Annotated in this window: 16 protein-coding genes; 10 read left to right on the forward strand and 6 right to left on the reverse strand. The window is 58.9% G+C overall.

From position 1 onward, the window contains the following. Positions 1-287: 287 nt before the first annotated feature. The gene (locus tag HUU46_05755; GenBank protein ID NUM53130.1) at positions 288-3623 is read left to right on the forward strand and encodes a UTP--glucose-1-phosphate uridylyltransferase; all 3336 of its coding nucleotides are present in this window, start codon (positions 288-290) and stop codon (positions 3621-3623) included. Next, on the forward strand, positions 3620-5359 hold the full coding sequence (locus HUU46_05760; protein ID NUM53131.1) for a hypothetical protein: 1740 nt from the start codon (positions 3620-3622) through the stop codon (positions 5357-5359). Before HUU46_05755 ends, HUU46_05760 begins: the two co-directional genes overlap by 4 nt. A gap of 387 nt (positions 5360-5746) precedes the next feature. On the opposite strand, the gene HUU46_05765 is transcribed toward HUU46_05760, so the two are convergent. Continuing rightward, a complete protein-coding gene (locus HUU46_05765) occupies positions 5747-7123 on the reverse strand; it encodes a sulfatase-like hydrolase/transferase (GenBank protein ID NUM53132.1) in 1377 nt (458 codons plus the stop codon). A 615-nt stretch (positions 7124-7738) separates the two neighbouring features. Between HUU46_05765 and HUU46_05770 the strand changes: the two genes are divergently transcribed. Then, on the forward strand, positions 7739-8824 hold the full coding sequence (locus HUU46_05770; GenBank protein NUM53133.1) for a hypothetical protein: 1086 nt from the start codon (positions 7739-7741) through the stop codon (positions 8822-8824). A gap of 61 nt (positions 8825-8885) precedes the next feature. Here HUU46_05770 and HUU46_05775 read toward each other — a convergent pair whose 3' ends face one another. The 3 genes from HUU46_05775 to HUU46_05785 all read right to left on the reverse strand — a co-directional run bounded on the left by HUU46_05775 (position 8886) and on the right by HUU46_05785 (position 10326). Continuing rightward, the gene (locus HUU46_05775) at positions 8886-9389 is read right to left on the reverse strand and encodes a GNAT family N-acetyltransferase (protein NUM53134.1); all 504 of its coding nucleotides are present in this window, start codon (positions 9387-9389) and stop codon (positions 8886-8888) included. Then, positions 9386-9652: a DUF1778 domain-containing protein gene (locus HUU46_05780; protein NUM53135.1), complete on the reverse strand. Its 267-nt coding sequence runs from the start codon at positions 9650-9652 to the stop codon at positions 9386-9388. The genes HUU46_05775 and HUU46_05780 overlap by 4 nt, the downstream gene beginning before the upstream one ends. 80 nt (positions 9653-9732) lie before the next feature. Beyond that, positions 9733-10326 carry a sigma-70 family RNA polymerase sigma factor gene (locus HUU46_05785; GenBank protein NUM53136.1) on the reverse strand — a complete coding sequence of 198 codons (594 nt, stop codon included), beginning with the start codon at positions 10324-10326 and terminating at the stop codon, positions 9733-9735. Between the two features lie 193 nt (positions 10327-10519). Between HUU46_05785 and HUU46_05790 the strand changes: the two genes are divergently transcribed. From HUU46_05790 to HUU46_05805, 4 genes are all read left to right on the forward strand, one after another. Continuing rightward, positions 10520-11521, forward strand: a complete 1002-nt coding sequence (locus HUU46_05790; protein ID NUM53137.1) for a GHMP kinase — start codon at positions 10520-10522, stop codon at positions 11519-11521. Next, a complete protein-coding gene (locus HUU46_05795; protein NUM53138.1) occupies positions 11521-12417 on the forward strand; it encodes a prolyl oligopeptidase family serine peptidase in 897 nt (298 codons plus the stop codon). Before HUU46_05790 ends, HUU46_05795 begins: the two co-directional genes overlap by 1 nt. Before the next feature lie 17 nt (positions 12418-12434). After that, positions 12435-12911: a GNAT family N-acetyltransferase gene (locus HUU46_05800; protein NUM53139.1), complete on the forward strand. Its 477-nt coding sequence runs from the start codon at positions 12435-12437 to the stop codon at positions 12909-12911. A 208-nt stretch (positions 12912-13119) separates the two neighbouring features. Continuing rightward, a complete protein-coding gene (locus HUU46_05805) occupies positions 13120-13905 on the forward strand; it encodes an enoyl-CoA hydratase/isomerase family protein (protein NUM53140.1) in 786 nt (261 codons plus the stop codon). 106 nt (positions 13906-14011) lie between these two features. Here the strand turns inward: HUU46_05805 and HUU46_05810 are convergent, their stop codons facing one another. Then, positions 14012-14800 (reverse strand): HAD family hydrolase, encoded by a 789-nt coding sequence (locus HUU46_05810; GenBank protein ID NUM53141.1) that lies wholly within the window; start codon positions 14798-14800, stop codon positions 14012-14014. A gap of 544 nt (positions 14801-15344) precedes the next feature. Here HUU46_05810 and HUU46_05815 point away from each other — a divergent pair. Both HUU46_05815 and HUU46_05820 read left to right on the forward strand, forming a co-directional pair. Next, on the forward strand, positions 15345-18506 hold the full coding sequence (locus HUU46_05815; GenBank protein NUM53142.1) for a DEAD/DEAH box helicase family protein: 3162 nt from the start codon (positions 15345-15347) through the stop codon (positions 18504-18506). A 24-nt stretch (positions 18507-18530) separates the two neighbouring features. Then, entirely contained in the window at positions 18531-19022 is a 492-nt protein-coding gene (locus tag HUU46_05820) for a hypothetical protein (protein NUM53143.1), read from the forward strand. Here HUU46_05820 and HUU46_05825 read toward each other — a convergent pair. Continuing rightward, the gene (locus tag HUU46_05825; GenBank protein ID NUM53144.1) at positions 19019-19399 is read right to left on the reverse strand and encodes a hypothetical protein; all 381 of its coding nucleotides are present in this window, start codon (positions 19397-19399) and stop codon (positions 19019-19021) included. The two genes, HUU46_05820 and HUU46_05825, sit on opposite strands and share 4 nt — an antisense overlap. A gap of 33 nt (positions 19400-19432) precedes the next feature. Here HUU46_05825 and HUU46_05830 point away from each other — a divergent pair, with 33 nt between their 5' ends. Then, on the forward strand, positions 19433-23017 hold the full coding sequence (locus HUU46_05830) for an N-6 DNA methylase (GenBank protein NUM53145.1): 3585 nt from the start codon (positions 19433-19435) through the stop codon (positions 23015-23017). The last annotated feature ends 73 nt before the right edge of the window (positions 23018-23090 follow it).

Raw genomic sequence — 23090 nt, forward strand, 5'->3', positions numbered from 1 at the left:
CTATTTGTTCGAGCGAGTGCATTCCACGCCGCCTTGGGAAGAGGAATCTCAAATCTCAGATTTGAAACCTCAAATGGGAGAGGACATCGGGAGTCAGGAGTTGGAAGTCAGTAGCCGGGAGTCAGGCGTGATGCGTCACGATTCGGGGATCCAATCGATCCGGACAAAATGGATCGGGGGAAAAGTGCCGCCGCGTTTCGACGGGCGCAGAACTGCGGCGCGCCTCGAGACGCCGCTGTACGCCAGCCACGCGCAATTCCGAATGGAACGAGCCACTAGGCCGTAGCATGGACCCTTTTATCGAGACCATCACCAGCGACCAGTCCGTCGTGCGCGAACGCGCGTTCCGCGAACTGTGCGAAGGCAAGAGCGTGGCCGAACTGTTGCAGTCCTGCGCCGAGTTGGAAACGTTCCGCCGAAAGTCCGACAACCTGTACGAGCGCGTACGCGCGACCTTGTTCCTGTATGCGGCGCACCGGTTCTATCTGTCCGAGGCGCGCGAGTTACCCGAGGCCGGCGCAGTTCCGTTTGCCGCGGTGCGCGATCTGCACGAGCGGCGCTTCGAGGAAGCGATTGCGCAGTTCCGCGCGGCACAGCAGGCTAGCGGCGCAAACGGCGCGCTGATGAGCGCCTTGGCCGAAGGTTACCACCATCTCGCGTTCCAGACGCTCGCGGACCAGGTGCGCCGCAGCGTGCGCGGGAGCCGCGGCAACCAATGGATGTTTCGCGTCGGACACGCCGACAACCATCCGGTCCGAATTCGGCCCGAACTCTTGCGCCGAAGCGACGGCTCGATCTTGTATCCCGTGCTCACCGAGCGAACGCCGGTACGGCTGGACCTCAGCCATAGCGGCTGGTCCGACATATTTTTTCTCGGCATGGATTATCCCGAAGGCGCGCGCGTGGTGAACATTAGCGTTGACCTCGGGGTATACGGCCGCGACACGGACGTTCGCCCGCCGGTCGAAGCGCATGTACGTGTGATACCCGAACCGGTACTGCGAATTTCGAGCATCGATCTCGGTGTGACGAAGGACATCGTGGACCTCGTCGATCTCTTCAACTTTGGGAATGACTATCTCAGCCTCGTGAAAGCCGGGGTTATCGCGTCCGGGCTGGTGCCGGCTTCTTTCGAAGGCACTCACCATTCCGTTGCCGCGGTTCTTGCGTCTGTCGTCGGTCCGGGAATGGGGATTGAGCTAGTCACGAAAGTAAACGACATTCCGAAAGGGTCGCGTCTCGCGGTATCTACAAACCTCCTCGCGAGCATTGTCAGCGTGCTCATGCGCGCGACGGGACAGACCGCGTCGCTCGAGGGCGGGCTGACCGAGAGCGAACGGAGGCTGGTGGCTTCGCGCGCGATTCTCGGCGAGTGGCTTGGGGGTAGCGGGGGCGGGTGGCAAGACAGCGGCGGTGTGTGGCCGGGTATCAAGGTCATCGAGGGCGCGCCCGCGAAGGAAGGCGAACCGGAATTCGGCATCAGCCGCGGCTGTCTTTTGCCGCGGCACCATGTGCTGGGCAAAGACGAAGTCCATCCGGAATTCACGGAGCGATTTGCGCAGTCGCTGGTGTTGCTCCATGGCGGCATGGCGCAGGACGTTGGGCCGATCCTGGAAATGGTCACGGAGAAGTATTTGCTGCGTTCCGCGGACGAATGGCGCGCCCGGCAACACATGCGCGCAATATTCGACGGCATACTTACGGCGCTGCGGAAAGGCGACGTGAAATCGCTCGCGACGCACACCACACAAAACTTCGACGGGCCTTTGAGGACCATAATTCCCTGGGTGACGAACTATTTTACCGAAACGATTATTTCGCACGCGCGGGCCGCGCTTGGGCGGAACTATTGGGGATTCCAGATGCTCGGCGGCATGTCCGGCGGGGGCATGGCGATGTACGTTGCACCGGAGGCGCACGCGGAATCGCGCGATCGAATTCTCGATATCATGCGCGCGGCGAAACTTGGCGTCGATGACGCGCTTCCCTTCGCGATGGAGCCGGTCGTGTACGATTTCCGGATCAACGAGCGGGGTACGTGGGCGACACTGCACGCCGGCGAAGATGCGATGATGCCGTCGCGGTACTATGCGCTCCAGGTACCGGAACTGGTGCGCCATTCGGCCGACGCGTTGCCGTACTTGCGCCGGGCGGAACTCGATCACTTCACCGCGAGCAGCAAGGAACCGATCGAGACCTTCGGCCTCCTGCGTACAATCGTCAGCAATTTGTTCCGCGTCGCGAACCCGGCATCTCGTTCAGAGCGTATCGAGTGGGACCGGGAATCCGAGGCGATCAAGGCGCAGAACGGCTTCGACGTCGTGCAGCACGAGCAGATTCGCGCAGACTTGAGGGCAGGCCGCATCGGGCTCGCGCATAATCGCATGTCGGTGGAGACCGCCATTGACGATGTGCTTGACGCAGACGTCGCCAAGCTCTCTGACCAGACAAAGCACGCTTCACGCGGCGAGCGCGCACTGCGCGAAGGCCGCGTCGCCGTGCTGTCCCTTGCGGGCGGCGTGGGCAGCCGATGGACCACCGGGGCGGGTGTCATCAAGGCGTTGAATCCGTTCGTCAGCATTGCCGGGAAACATCGCAGTTTTCTCGAAATTCATTTGTCAAAGTCACGCGCAACCGCGCAGAAATATGGGGCACATCCGCCTCACATCGTTTCGACCAGTTTTCTCACGCACGCGCCCATCGAGCGCCACCTTGCAGCGTCGCAGCACTTCGGATACGGCGGTCCAGTGCACTTATCGCCGGGCCGATCGATTAGCCAGCGGCTGGTGCCGATGGTGCGCGACCTCGTTTTCCTCTGGGAAGAGATGCCGCAGGAAACGCTCGACGAGCAGAAGCAAAAAGTGCGCGAGGCCGTGCACGGAGCGCTGACGCAGTGGGCGCGCGACGCAGGCGAAGGCAGCGACTACGCCGACAACGTGCCCATCCAACGCTTCAATCCGCCCGGCCACTGGTACGAGGTTCCAAACCTTTTCCGAAACGGCGCGTTGGCGCGGTTGCTGCGCGAGCGTCCAAACGTCGAGACCATCATGCTGCATAACATCGATACGCTTGGCGCCGATTTGGACCCCGCTGCGCTTGGCTGTCACCTCGAATCCGGCAACGTCCTCACGTTCGAGGTGGTGCCGCGGCGCATCGGCGACAGCGGCGGCGGTCTTGCGCGGGTGGGTGGGCGCGTGCGCCTGCTCGAAGGCCTCGCCCAACCGCGCGAGGAAGACGAGTACAAACTCCGGTACTACAATTCGATGACAACATGGATTCAAATCGATCCGCTCCTGAATGTGTTCGGCCTGACGCGCGACGACTTAAACGGGCCGGAGGAATTCATCGCCGAGGCCGTGCGCAGAATGGCGCAGCGTTTGCCCACGTACGTAACCATCAAGGACGTGAAGAAGCGCTGGGGCCACGGACAAGAGGATGTGTACCCCGTGGCCCAGTTTGAGAAGTTGTGGAGCGATATGAGTGGACTCCCGGATGTCCGCTGCGGATTTCTCGCGGTACCGCGTTTGCGCGGGCAACAACTCAAGGACCCCGCCGAACTTGACCCGTGGGCGAACGACGGCAGCAAAGACCACGTCGCGTCCCTGTGCGTGTTTGACGCGTGACCACGCGCGGCGCGTTTGCGCGGTACGGCGCATGGGTCCCGCTGGCTATCGCCGCTGCATTGGCGGCGACGGGCCTGGGCACGGGTTTTGTCGGCGACGACGCGTATCACCTGCTGATTCTCCATGGCGAGCGCACGCCATCGGTTGACGGCAATCTCTATTCGTTCATGTCCGGCGATCCCGAAGTTACGCAACAGTTCATCGAATCCGGACCGTATCCGTGGTGGACATGGCCTGAAGCGAAGGCCGTTTTTTACCGCCCCCTGACGGTCGCGCTGCAACGGCTGGACTTTGCCGTGTTCGGAAACCATGCCGTGTATTGGCATATCCACGGGATCGCGTGGTATCTCGCGATGGTCTATGCATGGATTCTGATCGCGCGCAGATCGCTCTCCGCGCCGATTGCCTTTCTCGCGGCGATCCTGTTCGCGATCGACGAATCCCATTGGATGCCCGCGGTCTGGATCGCGAACCGTAACGCGGTTGTTGCGTGTGTGCCTGCGTTGTTCGGTCTATACGCGCACCTGCGATGGCGGGAAAACGGTTGGAAGCCGGGCCTTCCACTTTCCATCGCCGGATACGTTCTCGGCATGTTCGGGGGCGAAGCCTGGCTCGGGATGGCGGCGTACGTGGCGGCGTATGAACTGTTTCACACGCGCGAAACGATAGCGCGCCGGTTCCTGCACCTCGCTCCCGCGGCGACCTGTGCCATCGCGTACGCTGTCGCGTACAAACTCTCGGGCTACGGCGCGTACGGTTCGGGCAGCTATACCCAACCGCTCAGTGCGTTGTACTTCTCCGAAGCGCCGGGGCGCATACTCGCGCTGATCGGCGGTCTGCTCCTCTCCTCGCCGGTCGATGCGTGGGCATTTTTCCCGCAACTGCGCTGGGCGCTCATCGCCATTGGAATATTCTCCCTCATCCTATTCTCCGGCTTGTTGCACCGGTGCTGGCCCGGGCTGGACGAGCGCGACCGCGCTGCGCTGCGCTGGCTCATACCCGGCGGAATCCTGTCGCTCCTTCCGGTGATTGCCGCATTTCCGATGGGCCGTCTCCTGCTCGGGCCGTCGCTTGCGGGCAGCGCAGTCGTCGCCGTGTTACTGCGCCACTGGTGGATGACCCGGCGGAAACGGCGCATTCAACTCGCAGGTGTCGCGTGCGCGGCGCTTGCGTTTGTCCACATCGTAGTCGCCACCATTGCGTGGCCCGCGCAGTCCGCGATTATCACGTTTATCGGGTATTGGGCCGATCGCGTTTTTCTCGAGGCGCCGATCGACGACGCGCGCGTTTCCAGGCAGAAGGTTTTCCTGCTCGCCGCGCAGGACCCGTTCACATTGATGTATCCGCCCATCGTTCGTCGGCTGAAAGGCAAGCCTTTGCCGGAGGGATGGCACGCGCTATCCGCCTCGATGTCGGACCATGTGTTTACGCGCACTGGGGCGAACTCGTTCGAGTTCGAGTCCGCGCGCGGACCGCTCGTGGACGGCGTATTCGCGGACATCTTGCGGGGCCCTGACCATCCGCTCGCGGAGGGCGACACGGTCAGCCTCGGCGATGCGCGGATCATTGTGCTCGATGTTATCGACGGAAGGCCGAGGAAGATTCGCGTCGAGTGCGACCAGCCGCTCGATGGTCCGCGGTACGTGTTTCTGCAATGGATCGATTACCGGCTGCAACTGTTCCCGTTACCACCGGTGGGCGAGTCGCGGGTTGTCAGGTACGCTAAAGCAAATTGAAAATGTTGCGTAGCTGTGCTCTCGTTTTCGTGCTCGTTTTCGTGCTCGTAATCGTAATCGCAGACTCGATCCGCACCGAAACCTACGGGACATACCGGCTACGACCTTTCTTGAATCGCGCGAGCACAATTCGAGAATTCTCTTAGCTGCGGGCGCGGGCATTGGTCGGTCATGAAGCCAAACACCCGATTACGATTACGAAGACGATTACGATTACGAGTCACAATGGGGCATGGATCCACCCAAACGAATTCAGATTCATGGAATGGATGGACGGGATAGACACGATGGACGGCACTAAGGACGAATGCCGATTATCGATTACGATTACGAGCACGATTACGAGCACGAGCACGAAAATGCGGCTACCTGGTTACTGAAATTGCTCTAGCCCGTGACGGCGCGCTGGCGCTGACGCGGGCGCTGCGTGCGATCCCACAACGGCGCGACGTTGCGCGCGTTCCACGCGTCCCAATCTGCCTGCAGTTCCTTCACCACTTCCGGCATTTCCGCCGCGAGGTTCTTGTCTTCGTGAATGTCTCTTGTAAGGCTGTACAACGCGAGCGGCTCTTCCGCCTGCTTCACCAGCTTGAAGTCGCCTTTGCGGATTGCCATGTTTTCGCCTTGCCGCCAGTACAAGGCGTCATGCGGCGCGCCGGACGCTTTGCCGTTGAGATAGGGGAGGAGACTCACGCCTTCGCATTTCGCCGACGCGTCGAGTGTCCCGCCCGCCGCCGCGATCGCCGTCGGCAAAATGTCGAGCGAATTGACCGGCTGCGAATAAGTGACGCCCGCGGGAATTTGCCCCGGCCATTGCATCATGTATGGCACGCGTATGCCGCCCTCGAGCACCTGTCCCTTGAACCCGCGCAGCGGATCGTTCTTCGACGAGATTTGCGCCGTCGGCCCGCCATTGTCGCTGATGAAAATCACGAGCGTGTCACCGGTCAGCCCGTTCGCGTTGAGCGCGCCGAGGATGCTGCCAACGCCGGCATCGAGTGCCGACAACATTGCCGCAAACTTCCTGCGCTTTTCGTCCGAAATCGAAGCGAACGGCGCCAAATAGTTTTCCAGCGCGTCCATCGGGGCATGCACCGCGTTGAACGGCATGTACAGAAAGAATGGATGGTCCTTGTGCCGATTGATGAAATCGCACGCCTCACGCGCGAAGTCGTCGGTCGTGTAGCTGATCTCCTTCACGGCCTCCCGCCCGCGCAGGATTGGGTTTTTCGCATCCGCGCCGGCGTTCACATACGAATGCGCGCCACCGAGGAACCCATAGTATTCGTCAAACCCGCGGTCCATCGGGTGGAACCCATCCTGTCCGCCGAGGTGCCACTTACCAACCATTCCCGTTGCGTACCCGAGCTGTTTCATGCGCTGCGGGAACGTCGTTTCCGACAGGGGCAGTCCGACGTTCTTCGCCTCCGTGCCGGCTGGACCGGGATTGAACTCATGGCCAAAGCGCTGCTGGTATCGACCCGTCATCAGGCCTGCGCGCGTGGGACTGCATACCGGACACGTCACGTACCCGTCCGTGAATCGCACGCCGTTCTTGGCGATGGAATCGATATTCGGCGTCAGGATGTCTTTCGAGCCTTGCGCACTCAACTCGCCATACCCGAGATCGTCCGCGACTATGAGCACGACGTTCGGCTTTCTGCGCGCGGCGGTCGCGGTAGCGGTGGTCGTGCACCCCGCGCCGTTTATCGCGGCAGCGACCCCAAACGCACCGCACAGCGAAATGAATTGGCGTCGATTCATGTCAAGTCTCCGTATTGGTCCATGCCGCTTGAAACTTTTGGCAGGTCTATAGCGCAGACCCCGCCAAAGGGGTGACTGTCCCCGCGCCACCCCGTATATTAAATGGCACGAGCCAGAAGTTTCTTGAAGAGCACTGGGGACATGCGGAATCGTAGTCCGATCACCACTCCGTTGCAACACACCTCCACGGCGGCCATGTAGCCATTCGAAGAGAGAGTTTTTCGAACGCTACGCATTTGAGCCGGTACGACCGGAGTCGGCGGCTCCAGGCATCCGCCCTCCGAAAAGGAGTGTCACTTCTTAGGGGAATGTATTGCACCCGCGAAGCGGGAATTGCCGCTCGAGAAATTGAAACAAAGGTGTGTGGCGATTAAGACTAATGGTCCCCGTCAATGGATTTTGTTGATGTTTGTAGCGCCCGGTCTCCGTGCCGGGCGGAATTCCACGTGACTGGAACCGCCAAATTCAAATGACGCAGACCACTGGCGCAACTTCACGTGATACGCGGTCGTGGGCAGAAACTGCGCTTCGGAGGTTTGTGGCAGGATATTGTCGCGCCGAGCCATGGGTACCATCGCAAAAGTGAATATCCACTCAAATCGAGCAGAATCGGACATGTCCCGCCGCGAGTTTCTCGCTGCGGGAGGTAGCCTCGCGTTGACGGCGGGCCTGGCATATGCCGCATCAGGACCGGAGCGGCACGGCGGCGACGCCGATCTCCTCGCAAAACTCTGCACGCCAAACAAGCACCCGGAGCTTGTGCTTGCACCGTCCTACGAAGCCGGCTCCTACGACGCGTTGGCAATCGATTGTCCGTTTGTTTTCGCCGCGGACGGTCTGTACTACATGGTCCACATCGGCTTCGATGGCATCGGCTACCGGACGGGACTGGCCCATTCAAATGACCTGATTCATTGGAAGAAAAAGGGCCTCATTCTCGATCGTGGCGAAGCGGGGTCGGTCACGGAATACAACATCGCGTTGACGTGGATCGTCCGCGACAACGACTTGTTCGGTACCGGCGCATTGAAACGTGTTCAAGGCCGCTACCTTGGCACCTATCACGCCTATCCCAAACCGGGGTACGAAACCGGACCTGCGGTGATCGGACTGTGTTGGAGCGACGACTTGCGCGAATGGACCATCGAGCCGCCCTGCCTCAGCGCATCGGACACTTCGGCGGGTCCGTGGGAACAAGGCGGTCTATACAAGTCGTGTCTCGTAGAAGAGAGTGGCACGTACTACATGTTCTATAACGCAAAAACGAAAACCGAGCCGTGGATCGAGCAAACCGGTGTGGCGATATCCGCGGACCTCAAGACCTGGCGGCGTTTCGAGCGCAATCCGATCCTGCCCGTCGGACCCCGCGGCGCGTTCGACGATGTTTTCTGCAGCGACCCTGCCGTGGTTCGCGTCGGCGAAACGTGGGCCATGTTCTTCTACACCCTCGGCAGCGACGGCCGTGCGCGGGATTCCGTAGCGTTCTCCGGCGACCTCTTCGCATGGCGCAAAAGTAACGAGATTTTGATCGATGTCGGCCCGCCGGGCGCCGTCGACTCCCGATACGCACACAAACCGTCCGTCATTGTCAAAGACGGCACGCTCTACCACTTCTATTGCGCCGTCTCGCCTATGCCCGAACGAACCATCGGCGATCACAAACAGACCGAACGCCGCGGCATAGGCGTCGCCACCTCGTAAGTTGCCAGAGGAGCGGAGAATGTGAGCAGAATCGCGTGGCAACGCAGCGCCTGCCCCGCGGCTAAGGCGCGTCTAGCGACCGAAATGTTGCGAGTGGGAGGAACAAGTGCGACGAATGATCGTGGAATTGCTGGAATCCATATTTCTGGTAGAACTGCGTCGCGCGTTCGTCGATCGCGTGAACCTCTACGGCAAGAATCGCCATTTGGTCCGCGATTCGCGCTACCCGTTTGAGCGCATCGACGAGGAGCGTCTGCCCGAGGCCTCTCCCCTGAGCGGTCTTATCTACGGCAAGCTTGCCAATCAATGCCACGGGCAAGGGATACTTGGGTAACTTCTTCCGCAGCTCTTCCGGCATATTCTCGAACGCAACGGAGGAGGCAGAAAGTGTGTAATACCCGACGACGGTCGTTTCTCCGGGGTGTACGGCCACAAACGTGCGGCCAATGTGTTTGCGTTCGTGCTGCCCTGCATATCTGCGAATATATTCGTCGAGCTGCCCGCGGCCACAGCGGAATTGTTGCCGAACGTGCCGAGGTCCCAACGGCTCGATGAGCCAACTCACCTCAATCGGCGCTTTTGGTGTGACTTTACGGCATCTCGCAGCGCCTTATTCGGTCTGGGCGGTGCATCGAGCAACTTTAGGAAGAGGTCGCGATCCCTGTCGGACAGCACGACTTGTGCATGTTCGGCAACTACCTTACCCGCCTCGTCCAGCAGCGTCGCGACGACAAACTGGGTGACGGTTTGGTTTCGCAATTCAGCTGCCTGTTGGATCAACGTTTTCGAATCCGCATTCAGTCGGATATCGAGTCGTGTCGCGTTCATGCTTTGCTCCGAAGGCCCTAACGCCGGGCGCAGTATACCACGCTGTACGGCAATTTGCCGCACAAACCTTGTCTGTACGACTACGCCGATTCCTCTTTTTCCGCGATGCCTTTTTCCTTGGCGTACTCACGGAGTTTTTCGCGGAGCATTTTGCGGCCGCGGAACAGGCGGGACATGACGGTGCCGATGGGGCAGCCCATGCGGTCTGCGATTTCCTTATAGGACAGGTCTTCGATGTCGGCCATGACGACGGCGTTGCGGAAGTCATCTGGAAGGGACTCGATGGCGAGTTTGACTTCGTCATCGAGAAGTTCCATGAGTTCCTTGGCGCCGCGGTGTTCGGGCTCGTAGCGGACGGTTGGGTCGGGTGACGTGTCTTCTGCCGCCTCGGCGCCGGTCAGTTCGACGGCCGCGGGGCGTCGGGCGCGGCGGCGGTACTCATTAATATAGGTATTGCGGAGGATAGTCAGCAGCCACGCCTTGATGTAGGTGCCCTTCTCGAACTTGTCGTGGAACCGCAGGGCCTTCAGGACGGTGTTTTGGGTCAGGTCGGCGGCGTCCGCGGGGTTTCGCGTGTGGCGCAGGGCGACGGCGTAGAGCATGTCCATATGCTCGATAACGAGTTGCTCGAACTCGGGAGAACGGGCCTTCCCGTCGTTGTCGGATGGTTCCAAGGGGTTACTGCTTTCGTTGGTGGTGGGGTGGGGATCGGACGGCTTCCCCCGAGTCAACAGGAATATTCCCGCACCGTTCGGGAATATTAACAGTCTTCCGGGCAGGCTTCAACCGTAATATTCCCGCTTGAAGGTCAATGCAGCGCGACTTTATGATCCTACCGGGACAAAAAGGGGCGAATGGGGATTCGTAATGGCTTGTGAAGCAATAGCTTATGCGCGCGCTGGGCTGATCGGCAATCCCTCGGACGGGTATTTTGGAAAGACGATCAGCTTTACCATACGCGACTTCGGGGCGAAGGTGAGCTTCTACGAGCACCCCGAGGTTGAAATCGTGCCGAGTATGCGCGACCGCTCGACCTATGCGTCCGTGCGCGACCTGGTGGAAGACGTCGAGCAGTTTGGGTACTACGGCGCGATCCGGCTGGTGAAGGCGGCGATTCGGAAATTCGCGGACTACTGCGACGCCGAGCGCATTGCCCTGCCCAATCGGAACTTCCAGGTCCGGTACCGAACGACCATCCCGCGGCACGTCGGGTTGGCGGGGTCAAGCGCACTCGTGACCGCGACGATGAAGTGTCTTCTCGAATTCTACGAGGTGGAGATTCCACGCGAGATTCTGCCGAACTTGATCCTCAGCGTCGAGACCGAAGAACTCGGTATCGCGGCGGGCCTGCAAGACCGGGTCATTCAAGTCTACGAAGGCTGCGTGTTCATGGATTTCGACCGCGCGCTGATGGAGTCGCGCGGTTACGGCAACTACGAAGAACTCGACGCGGCACTCTTGCCGAATCTGTATATTGCGTACCGGACGCGGCTGGCGGAAGGGTCGTACGTGTTTCACAATAACATTCGCGAGCGCTGGCGCAATGGCGACCCTGTTGTCGTGGATGCCATGAAACAGTTCGCGGAGTTCGCGCAGGAAGTGCGCGATCTGCTACTGGCCGGACGCGGCGGCGAGATCGGCCCAATCCTGAACAAAAACTTCGATCTGCGGCGGACGTTGTACCGAATCTCAGACGATAACATCGATCTCGTCGAGCGCGCGAGGTCCGTGGGCGCGAGCGCGAAGTTCGCGGGTTCCGGTGGCGCGATAGTCGGCACGTACGAAGACGAGGCGATGTTTCAGAATTTGTTGCGCGTTTACGAAGGAACCGGCACGGCGGTGATTAAGCCAAACTTGGGGCAGGCGTGATGCGCGTCCGTCGCGCGTTGGATCGCCGCATTGCGCTGACAATGAGCGTATGTGCGATCGGCGCGGCACAGGCCGCACCGCTTGCGCATGACGCGCCGGAGACAATCGCCGCCGCGACGCTCGAAGAATTTCCTGTCAGCGTTGGCGCGCGGACGATTACCGTGCGCGTGCTGTCTCCGCCGGCAGGTAAACTTGCAGCGGACCCGGCGCTATTGTTCATGTTCGCACTCGACAGCGCCACGACACTGTCCAAGCGGCCGTATTGTCTCGCGGCGGAACACTTTCTTTCGCACGGACACCGCGCGGCAAGTTTCGATTTGCCCGCGCACGGCGATCGCGTCGGCACGGGCCGCAGCGGAATTGAAGGAATGCGCGATGCCTACGTCGCGGGCGAAGACGTGTTCGCCGCATTTGTAGACGACGGTAAAGCCGCGATCGACGAGTGCATCAAGTGCGGCCTCGCAAAACCCGGACGCATTGCGGTCGCGGGCACGTCACGCGGCGGATACATGGCGCTGCGCCTCTTGGCGGGCGACGATCGCATCGCCGCGGGCGCGGGCTTTGCGCCGGTGACGGATTGGCGCGCGCTACGCGAATTCGAGGCGGACAAGGAACGCGCCGACGTGCGCGATCTGCAATTGACCAATTTCGTCAGCGGCATGACGGGCAAGCGCGTGTTTGTCGCCATCGGAAAAACGGACGCGCGCGTGAGCACGGAGCGTTGCACGGAGTTCGCGAACGCGTTGAAGCAGGCAAATGCCGACGCGGGGCACAGCGCGGACGTGATCGAATTTCATCTTACCGATGACGCGGGCCACTCGCTTGGCGACGCGTGGTACGACCGCGCACGCACATTTCTCTTGAACGCAGTGACGGCGGCTGCACCGTCGCCATAGCCGTGTCTGAAATCGCGATATGGGCGATCACGCCGGACGACGCATCATTCCTGCCGGAGGTTGTGTATTACGCGATTCATGTTCCACCCGGCGCGTTGCCGCCCCCTCGCGACATCGTGAACGATCCGGGCGTCGCCAAGTATGTGCGCGCGTGGGGGAGAGCGGGGGACTACGGTGTGGTCGCAGTTGATCTCGGGACGAGTGAACGCGTCGGCGCGGCGTGGATGCGCTTGTTCACTTCGGGCGATCCTGGATACGGATTTATCTCGGAGGATGTCCCGGAGATTTCGGTCGCGCTTCTCCCGGAATTCCGAAACCGAGGTGTCGGATCGCGATTGATTAAACATCTCATCGACTACGCGACCGGAAAGTATCCTGCGCTGTCTCTGAGTGTAGTCGATTCGAACCCAGCGATCCGGCTCTATGATCGATTCGGCTTCCAGCGGGTGGGCATCACCGGCAATTCGATCACCATGCGGTTGGAACTGGCATAGATGGGCACGAACTACCTTCGTTAAACCGGCGGGTCGATGTAGGGTGGGAGGTTCGCCAAGCGTTAACGCCTTTCCATAACAGGAGTTACACGGTGTCTGTCAGTCCCGCGACGCGCTTGGTCTTGCGCTCTTTACGAATGATGTCTTTTTTGGTATAAATTAGGGGCTGTCCTTACCGACCGATAGGTAAATTACGAGGAGATCCCCCATGTCTGACGCAATAACATTGTCCCACGAAGGTACGGCCTCTGTCGTTACGCTCACGCTTCCCCCGTTTAACCTGTTGGATATCGAGACGATGGAGCAGCTCGTTGCGATTCATCGCGAGGCAGACGCGCACGAGGGGACGCGGGTCATTGTCACGCGATCCGGGTTGGACGGGATGTTTTGTAACGGGCTGAATCCGATGACTGTGTTGGACGCCGACCTCGCTGGGCGAAGGGCCATCTTCGAGGCCGTTGGCCGGTTGGCGGCGGGATTGTACACGCTGACCAAGCCGCATATTGCCGTACTCAATGGACCCGCAATGGCCGGCGGAGCGGTGTTGGCGATTCTCGCGGACTTTCGCTACATTGACGCGGAGCGCGGCGCAATTTGCTTCGCGGAGGCGAAGGTGGGCGTACCGATTCCCGAGGGACTCGTAGCGGTAATCGGCAATGTCTGCCAGACGCCGGCAATGCGCGAGGTGGTGATGCTGGGCAAGAATTTCGACGCGCAGAGCGCGTTGAACGTCGGCTTGGTCGATGGCATCGCGACGCGAGACGGGCTCGATGAGATAGTCGCAAAGCAGGTGGCGCGGTTGTCGCGGCTTAGCTTGGACGTGCTTGTCGCGTCGAAAGCGTCGCTGCGCGCGGCGGTGCGCGCGAAAGCCGTCGATCCCTTTGCATCGGGCTCGAGCAACGGTAAGCATTTCATGGATTTCATTGGCGACGACTACCTCGGCGAAGGGTTGCGCGCTTTTATGGAAGGACGGCAGCCGGTGTTTACAAAGTAACTGGGAAACGGGAAACGTGTTTCGGAAGAACCTGCGAGCGTTCACGCGAGTACAAGATTGTCACTCGCGATCACGTGTCCAATGCGTTCGCAGGGCTGTAACCCTCTCAGGCGGCGCTCCAATTCGGACTTAACTCGATGTCGCACAGGTTCGCGATCGAATCGACGATCACGTCGGGACGATAGGCGAACTTTTTGAGGTCTTCGTGCCGTGTGCCGCCGCTGAGGACGAGAATCGTGCGATAACCCATCTGTAACCCGCCGACAATGTCCGTTTCCATGGTGTCGCCGATCATGGTGCACTGCTCGGCAGACAGGCCCAATTCCTTTCGCGCGGCGCGCATCATGATCGGGTTGGGTTTGCCGACGCTGAACGCCGGGATGCCGGTGGCGCTTTCGAGCATGGCGGTGATTGCGCCACAGCCGGGTCGAATGCCGTCTGCAGTGGGGCAGTTGGGGTCCATGTTCGTCGAGACCAGTTTCGCGCCGTTGAAAATCATGCGCGTTGCCCGCTCCATGATCTCGAATGTCATCGTGCGGCCTTCGCCGACGACGACATAATCCGGATCGCTGTCTACGATTGCGTATCCGTTCGCGTGCAACGCCTGGAGCAAGCCGCCTTCGCCGATGACGAACGCGGTGCCGTTCGGTTTTTGCGCCGCGAGAAAACGGGCGGTCGCCATCGCACACGTGTAGATGTGGCGTTCTTCAACGGCAATGCCCATGCGCTGCAGGCGCGTCGCAACGTCGCGGCGCGTTCGCTGGCTGTTGTTTGTAAGAAACATGAACGGCACATCCATTTCGCGCAACCGGCGGATGAACTGGTCCGCGCCGGCGATCAACTGTGTGCCGCGGTAGATAACGCCATCCATATCGATCAGGTAACCACGCTTCATATCAGAACTACTGCTCCTTGCTATTTACTACTGGCCCGTCACCGGCTGCACGAACTATGCGCGACCGAGGTGTGGACCCGGTTAGGGTTTCGATTAAATCAGGTTTGGTAGAGGCAACTCACGGGCCAACGTTGGGGAGATTCGCCGTAACCTGCGCGCTGGCATGGGATTGCGTGATGCCATGAACGGTTTCTCCATGAGAAACGCGCGCAGAATTCGCTACGGCGACGTAGGAGGTATTGTCGAAACATACCGTGGTGTAGGCAGTTATAGGGCAGTAGTTCCCGCGAAAGACCGAATCTCGATCGAGCGAAACAGCTTGGGCGCGGAGTCGAAAAATGGTCGGGGCGACTGGATTCGAACCAGCGACCCCTGCCCAGGCTGCACGATGTGCGCAGTGCACCGCCATAGAACGTCCTTTCGTTGGCCCGCCTCAATCTTGATCCGCCAGCGCACACCCTGTTACATATCAGTCTAACGGGTGCATGGCGTGTCGGGCGCAGGCAATGACCGTCCCCCGTTGGGATTCGAGTGGGGAGAATTCATGGCCGAGAAGCCCAATCCTAGAAGCGAGCCGCGCGGCAAAGACCTGTTCATTGTCGACAACAGCGACACGGACTGGAAGGTCAAGAGCTACCTCCAGGAATGGACAGAGGTCGCGCATCAGTTCGACATTGCCACGGGATATTTCGAGGTGGGCGCACTGCTTGCGCTGGACGGTCAGTGGCAGAAGCTCGACAAGGTCCGCATTCTCATGGGCGACGAGGTCAGCCTCCGCACCAAACGTGCTTTCACAAACGGACTCGCCAAGGTCGAAATGGCGCTCGACGCGAGCATCGAAAAGGAAAAAGAAACGAACGACTTTCTCCACGGCGTACCGGGGATTGTCGAGGGCATTCGGTCGAACAAAATCGAGTGCCGCGTCTACACGAAAGACAAATTCCACGCCAAGGCCTTTATCACCCACGGCAAGCTCGCCGTTGTCGGCTCGACCGCCTTGGTCGGCTCCAGCAACTTCACTTACCCGGGTCTGACGGACAATGTCGAGCTGAACGTCCAGATTCAGCGCGAGGTCAAGGACCTTCAAGAGTGGTACGAACGCCACTGGAACGAAGCGAAGGACGTTTCGGAAGATGTCCTCCGCGTCATCGAACGCCACACGCGCGAGTTCACGCCCTTCGAGGTATACGTCAAGGCGCTTCAGGAGTTCTTCCGAGGCCACGAACTGACGGCATCGGAATGGGAACTGACCAAATCGCTGATGTACCCCAAACTGGATCAATACCAGAAAGAGGGCTACCACGCGCTGCTCAAAATCGCCATGCAACACAAGGGCGCTTTTCTCTGCGACGGCGTCGGTTTGGGCAAGACGTTTATCGGCATGATGCTGATCGAACGCCTCACGATGTTCGACCGCAAACGTGTCGCGCTATTCGTCCCAAAGGCTGCTCGCAAGCCAGTCTGGGAAGCCGCGCTCAGAAAGTATCTGCCCAATCTCGGCGGGGACTTTACGAACCTTGTGATTTACAACCACACCGACTTGCAGCGGGGCGGCGAATATCAGTCGCGCTTGGCCCGACTGAAAGACATGGCTGACGTGGTGATAATCGACGAAGCGCATCACTTCCGCAATCCCGGCGTAAAGGGCGAAGGCACGAAGCGGCCCTCACGGTACTGGCACATGTTTGACCTGTGCGAAGGCAAGACGGTGTTCATGCTCACCGCGACGCCCATCAACAACAGTCTACTCGACTTTCAGCACATGATCGAGCTGTTCAGCCGCCGCGAGTCGGCGTATTTCCAGAACACAGTCGGAATCCATTCCCTCGCTGGCCATTTTCGCAAGCTGGAGAAGGCGCTGGAACGCGCCGTTGGCATCGGCGTGGAACAGATGGAACTGCCCATCGAAGTGAATCAGGCGGAAGCCGCCGAAGTCATTACCGGCGATCCCCTCCTGACAAAGCTGGTCGTGCAGCGCAGCCGCGCCTACGTGCGTAAGAGCCAAGAACAACACGACGGGCGGACAGCCATTTTCCCCGAACGCCAGGCCCCGCAGGTCGCGGATTACTCGATCAAGAAAACATACGGGCGCTTGTTGAAAATGCTTGAGGACGCATTCAACAAGGAAAAGCCGCTATTCTCGCTCGCCATCTACTACCCATTGGCCTACTACAAAGGGCCGAACGACGCGATTGACACCAAGCTGGAAAACCGGCAAAAGCAGGTCGTCAGCCTGATCCGCACGCAGTTCCTAAAGCGATTCGAAAGCTCGGCGCGCGCGTTCCAAATGTCTTGTCAGGCGCTGATGCTCAAGCTGCTTGCCTTCGCGACAAAGCACAGCACGTCGATCACCGAGAAACACCGGCTGGAACGGTGGAAGGGACAACACGAGGACCTCATCGGATACGTCCGCGAGCATCAGCACGAATTCTGGGGCGACGCGGAGGAAGACGACGCGGACGCGGACATCATCACCGATGAAATGATGGAAGACATCGACGAACTTCACGAAGACGAGTACAACATCGATGAAATCCTGTCCGAAACTTTCCTCGACCTCGACCAGGTCGCCGCATTCCTTCAGGAACTACAGAAGTTCAAGCCATCGCACGACGACAAGCTGAAGGCCCTCGTGAAACTGCTGAAATCAGACCCCGTGCTCAAAGAGCACAAGGTTATTATCTTCTCCGAATACATGGCGACGGCTCGCTATCTCAGGAAGCAACTGGAAGAACAGGGCTTTACCCGCGTCGACGAAGTGGACTCCGCCAGCAAGAAAGACCGGGGCGTGGTCATCACCCGCTTCGCGCCGTACTACAACGATTCGTCGTCGGGAAAGCTGGCGGAGGAGGGTCACGATGAAACGGGCATCCTTATCGCCACGGACGTGCTCTCCGAAGGCCTGAACCTCCAGGACGCGACGCGGCTCATCAATTACGACCTCCACTGGAACCCTGTCCGCCTCATGCAGCGCATTGGCCGCGTGGACCGCCGCATGAACCCGGATGTCGAGGCCGCGATTCTCAAGGACCATCCGGAACAAGAGAAGATTCGCGGCAAGGTCGCCTACTGGAACTTCCTGCCCCCGGACGAACTGGACGAACTGCTCCGGCTGTATTCGCTCGTGTCGCACAAGACGCTGAAGATTTCGAAAACGCTCGGTATCGAAGGCAAAAAGCTGCTCCGGCCCGAAGACGACTACGAGGCCCTGAAAGACTTCAACCACGCCTACGAAGGCACGCCCAGCGGCGACGAGGCAATGCACCTCGAATACCAGCGACTATTGAAGGAACACCCCGGTTTGGAGGAACGGCTAAACGCGTTGCCCAAGCGGGTATTCTCCGGGAAGGAACACCCTAAGCCGGGCACCAAGGCCGTCTTCTTCTGTTTCTCGCTGCCCGCGTTCGATACCAGCGTGAAACTCGAAGAGGGCGATCCGGAAACGAACGCCTGGACAGACGACGCGGGCCTCACGCAGTGGTATCTGTACGATCTGGCGACCGAAAATATTCACACCGACGCTGCCGAAATCTTCACAGTGATCCAGAGCGAACCGGACACGCCACGACACCGATCCGTGACGGACGAGACGCTTTCCGAAATTCGCGCTAAGGTTGAAAGACACGTCAAGAACACATACTTCAAGCAAGTTCAGGCTCCGGTCGGAGTTCGGGCCACGCTCAAATGCTGGATGGAACTAAGCTAGCCGACGAGCAAGGGGATAGGGACCATGCCGTATCGAATCACTGAGAAACTTCAGGGGGTGAAGGTTTCGGCGGGTACACTGGCCAACGCCGTGTCAACCATCCAAGGTGCAAAAGGTGGCGTTCCCGTATTCAGCTTTGCCAAGGGTGAGTTCGAACTTCGGCGACTCGATGTTGCAGTCACCATACCCGCCACCGGTGCATGGCCCGGCCCCGTCCAAGTTCGCGTGGCACAACTGCCACGTTTGAAAAAGTACTTGGATTTGAAGTCCCTGGACGCGGAAATCGATATTTTGCCCACGCTAAGAGCGTTGAGGATTGGCGAGATTCAGGTTCCTTGCACGTGGCGCGCTAGGGCGTATGAAATCTTACGGGGCGCAACTGTAATTACATCGCCGGAACACCGACGCAAGTTCGAAGAGGTGGACAAAATAATTGGGAGCAAGTACGCCGCTCAAGCGATGAAAGATGCGGTCAACCCAAAAGAAGATGAAGAATGGCGCGAGACACTATTCTAAGCATCGTTGATTTCCCTAGCCTTGTTACCTTCCTGGCCGACGAACTCGATTGGCCAATCGAGGACGACCAGTTTGACGACCTCGATGCGCTGGCATTCGACTACACGCCGGACGAACTCAACTTGCCGGACGAACTCCATGCCCGCGTGCGCAACGTCAAACAAATGCGCCCGCTCACGACCAACCAGCCGTGGGCGGTGTTCTACGTCGAGTTCGAGTCGAAGCGCCTGCCCCTTACCGCGCTCCGCCGCATTCTGAATCGGTTCGTCGAGAAAAAGCGCACGTCCGCCGGTGACCGTGTCACGTGGAAAATGCAAGACCTCCTGTTCGTGAATGCCCACGGCGACGGCGAAGATCGGGGCATGACCTTTGCCCACTTCTCGAAGCCGGACGCGGGCTACACCGCCGTCATGCGCGAGTTCATGTGGACGCGCAAAGAAACGCACTTGGCCCATATTCACAATTATATCGAGTGCCTCCACTGGCCGGATGACGGTACGAGCCAGAAAGACTGGCGCGAGCAGTGGCGTTCGGCCTTTGTCGGCTCGAAGCGAAAAGCCATCCGGGACTCGAAAGAATTGGCCCAGGAAATGGCGCACTTCGCGCGGGACGTGCGCAAGCGCGTCGGTGAAGTGCTGGACATTACGCGCAAACGGCAGTTTGAGCCATTGCAGCAACTGTACAAGGCATTCAAGACGCTCTTAATCCATGACCTGTCGGAGGACGATTTCGCCGACACCTACGCGCAGACCCTTGCGTATGGACTGTTTGCGGCGCGCGCGGCCCATCCCAACGAATCATTTGACGTGGCCCACGCGCCGGAGCGCATTCCGCCTACAAATCCTTTCCTACAGGGCCTATTCGCGCAGTGCTTGGGTCTGACAAAGGTTGGCGGTGGGAAGATCGACATTGAAGAAATCGGCGTGGGCCGATTGGTTGAACTCTTCGAGGGCCTGCGCCCCGAGGATACGACACGCATTCTCAACGAATTCGGGTCGCAGACCGGCGATCCAGTCATTCACTTCTACGAGGAATTCCTGACGGAATACGACAAGCGGAAGAAGGTTCAGCGCGGTGTGTTCTACACGCCCAAGCCGGTCGTGTCCTACATCGTGCGCAGCGTACACGAATTGCTTCAGACCGAGTTTGGGCTTGAGGACGGTCTTGCTTCGACCGATACGTGGGCAGATATGGCCGCACGATTTCCGAAATTAAAGATTCCGGATGAAGTAAACTCGAAATCCGCTTTCGTACAAATTCTCGATCCCGCTACCGGCACCGCCACCTTCCTCGTGGAGGTTATCGAAGTAATTCATCGCACACTGACCGAGCGGTGGAAGCGCGAGAAGGTTTCCGCGCAACAGCAGCAGGTCCTGTGGAATCAGTATGTCGTCAAGCACCTTCTTCCGCGACTCCACGGCTACGAACTCATGATGGCCCCCTACACCATCGCCCACATGAAAATTGGGCTGAAGTTGAGAGAACTGAATTTCACCGCACTCCAATCACTTGGTGCGAATGACCGGGTTCGAGTATATCTCACAAATGCGCTAGAAGAACCTGACGATGCAAGCGGTCAAGCGCAAATCGAACAATGCACCCCCGCGCTCGCGCGAGAAGCCACTGAGGTTGGAAAGATTAAGCGTGGCACGGTTTTTACAGTTGTAATTGGTAATCCGCCATACTCCGGGATATCGGCCAATCTGTCAACTGCAATGCGCCGCAGTGTCGACCCGTACCGTTTTGTGGATGGCGATCCAATTAGGGAAAAAAGTGCGCTCCAATTCGAGAAGAATCTCAACGACGATTATGTGAAGTTTTTTCGTTTTGCCGAGAAGCAAATAGAGAAACGAGTTGGTCTTATCGGCCTCATCACAAACAATGGCTATCTGGAAAGCGCGACCCTGCGTGGCATGAGGAATCACTTGCTGCAATCGTTTGGTCGGCGTTGGTTCCTAGATCTGCATGGTGATGCTGACAAGCGAGAGCGTGATGAACTGGACCAGACAGACGAGAATGTCTTTGAGATAAAGCGCGGGGTTTGCATCGCACTCCTCGTTCGCCGTCCGAAGATCCATCTAGCCGACAACGAGTTGTTCAGACAGGACATACGAGGAAGTTCTGGGCACAAGTATCATTGGCTAACCACTAATTCGATTTTGTCCACGCGGTTTTCTGCATTCGCAGCTAGAGAACCAAACTACTATTTCTTTGCGCGCAACGCCGAAACGGAGGCCGAATATAACCAAGCGATTCCTATGGTCGAACTTTATGGAATAAACTCGACCGGCTTTGAATCTGGACGTGACGAGATCCTTACCGACTTTACTGCAATGGAACTTCGATCCAAACTTGTGCATTTTGCGACGTCACCAAAGGACGAGATTGTCCAAAGGTACTCTGTTTCCGAAGCGTGGGGAAAGAAACTATTCGATGAAAGGGCGACCATCGTCGCGGAAAAGGATTTTGCGAGGCATATCACGCCTTTCTTGTTTGGCCCTTTCGACTTGCGATACTGCTTCTACCGAAAAGACCTCTTGAAGACAAACAGTCACAGCGCGGGGAAACATCTCCTTGCAGGACAAAATGTTGCCCTGATGGTAATGCGGCAAGTCTCCATTGATGGCCCATTTACGCATATTGGCGTGTCCAAAGTCATTCCAAACAACCGGTGTTTCTATAGTACCAAAGGGAAAATCTCATATTTTCCGCACGAACTCTTAGCTGGTGATCGAGACCTGCCGTATTCGAGAGATCGATTTGTAGGATCTAACTTCAGACCGCAGGCATTGGCGCGAATCAAACGTCTTCTTAAACCCCACCAATCTGAGACCGAACTCTCTGATCGAGCAGTGTTCGACTATGCTTACGCGGTGTTTCACAGTCCCGGCTACAGGAGCCGCTACGCGGAGTTTTTGAAGACCGATTTCCCGCGCTTGCCGTTAACCGGGAACCTGGAACTGTTCGGCGCGCTGGCCCGGCTCGGCGGCGAACTCGTCGCTCTGCACCTGCTGGAATCGCCCAAGCTCGACAAACCAATTACCGAATTTATTGGTGGGCGGAATCCCGAGGTCGAAAAGGTCTCGTGGTCGAATAACACCGTGTGGGTGGACAAGGCACAGACCACCGGCTTCCAGGGCGTGCGCGAGGACGTGTGGAACTTCCATGTCGGCGGCTATCAGGTCTGTGAGAAATGGCTCAAAGACCGCAGAGGCCGCACGCTGTCGGACGACGACATCGCGCACTACCACAAAATCGTCGTCGCGCTCACCGAGACCATCCGGATCATGAAGGAAATCGATGAGGTCATCGACCAACACGGCGGCTGGCCCGGCGCTTTCTTGACGGGCAATTCCGCGGCGACGGTCCCCCCGGAAGCATCCGAGACAGTAGATCTCACATCAGCAAATAACGAACCAGAGTCACCCTGCGCCGCCGCCGATGAACCTGATCTGTTTTCATCCGTCGAGTCAGTCGGCTCCGACGAACTGGAGGGCGCCGCCGAGGAGTTGCCGGAAGTGCAGGACGAGGACGATGCGCCAAGTTATCGTCCGATCAGCGAGGTGCCGCGCGAGGAAGTGCTGTGCGCGGTGCGTAAGATACTCACCGCCGAATCGCCCTTGGACCGGGACGACCTGCTGAAACGCCTAGCCGAAGAGTTCGGTTATCAGCGGCTCGGCCCGAAGGCGCGCGACTTGCTCGAAGACGATCTGAAGACGGCAGTGCGCCGTGGCATCGCCAAGCGTAACAGCAACGAATACTCGCTGATCGCGCGCGGCATCAACGGCTACAACCGCAACTGGCTCAAAGACTGTTTCGTCAGCGCAACGGGCCGCACGTGGATTTCCCGCGAGGACGCCATCCGCCAGTTTGCGCGGCACCTCGGATTCGCCCGCACCGGCAGCGCTATCGAGGACATGGCCCGCTCCCTCATTAAAGGCCTCCTCCGCGAGGGGCGGCTCGAATCCGACGGCCCGAATATTCGACGGGTGTAGAACATTGACGAGCAATGATCAGCACCAATCCAACTACGAGGTTTAACGAATGCCATACAGGCCAAAGGAAGAA

The sequence above is a fragment of the Candidatus Hydrogenedentota bacterium genome (assembly GCA_013359265.1).
Classification (GTDB): Bacteria; Hydrogenedentota; Hydrogenedentia; order Hydrogenedentales; family SLHB01; genus JABWCD01.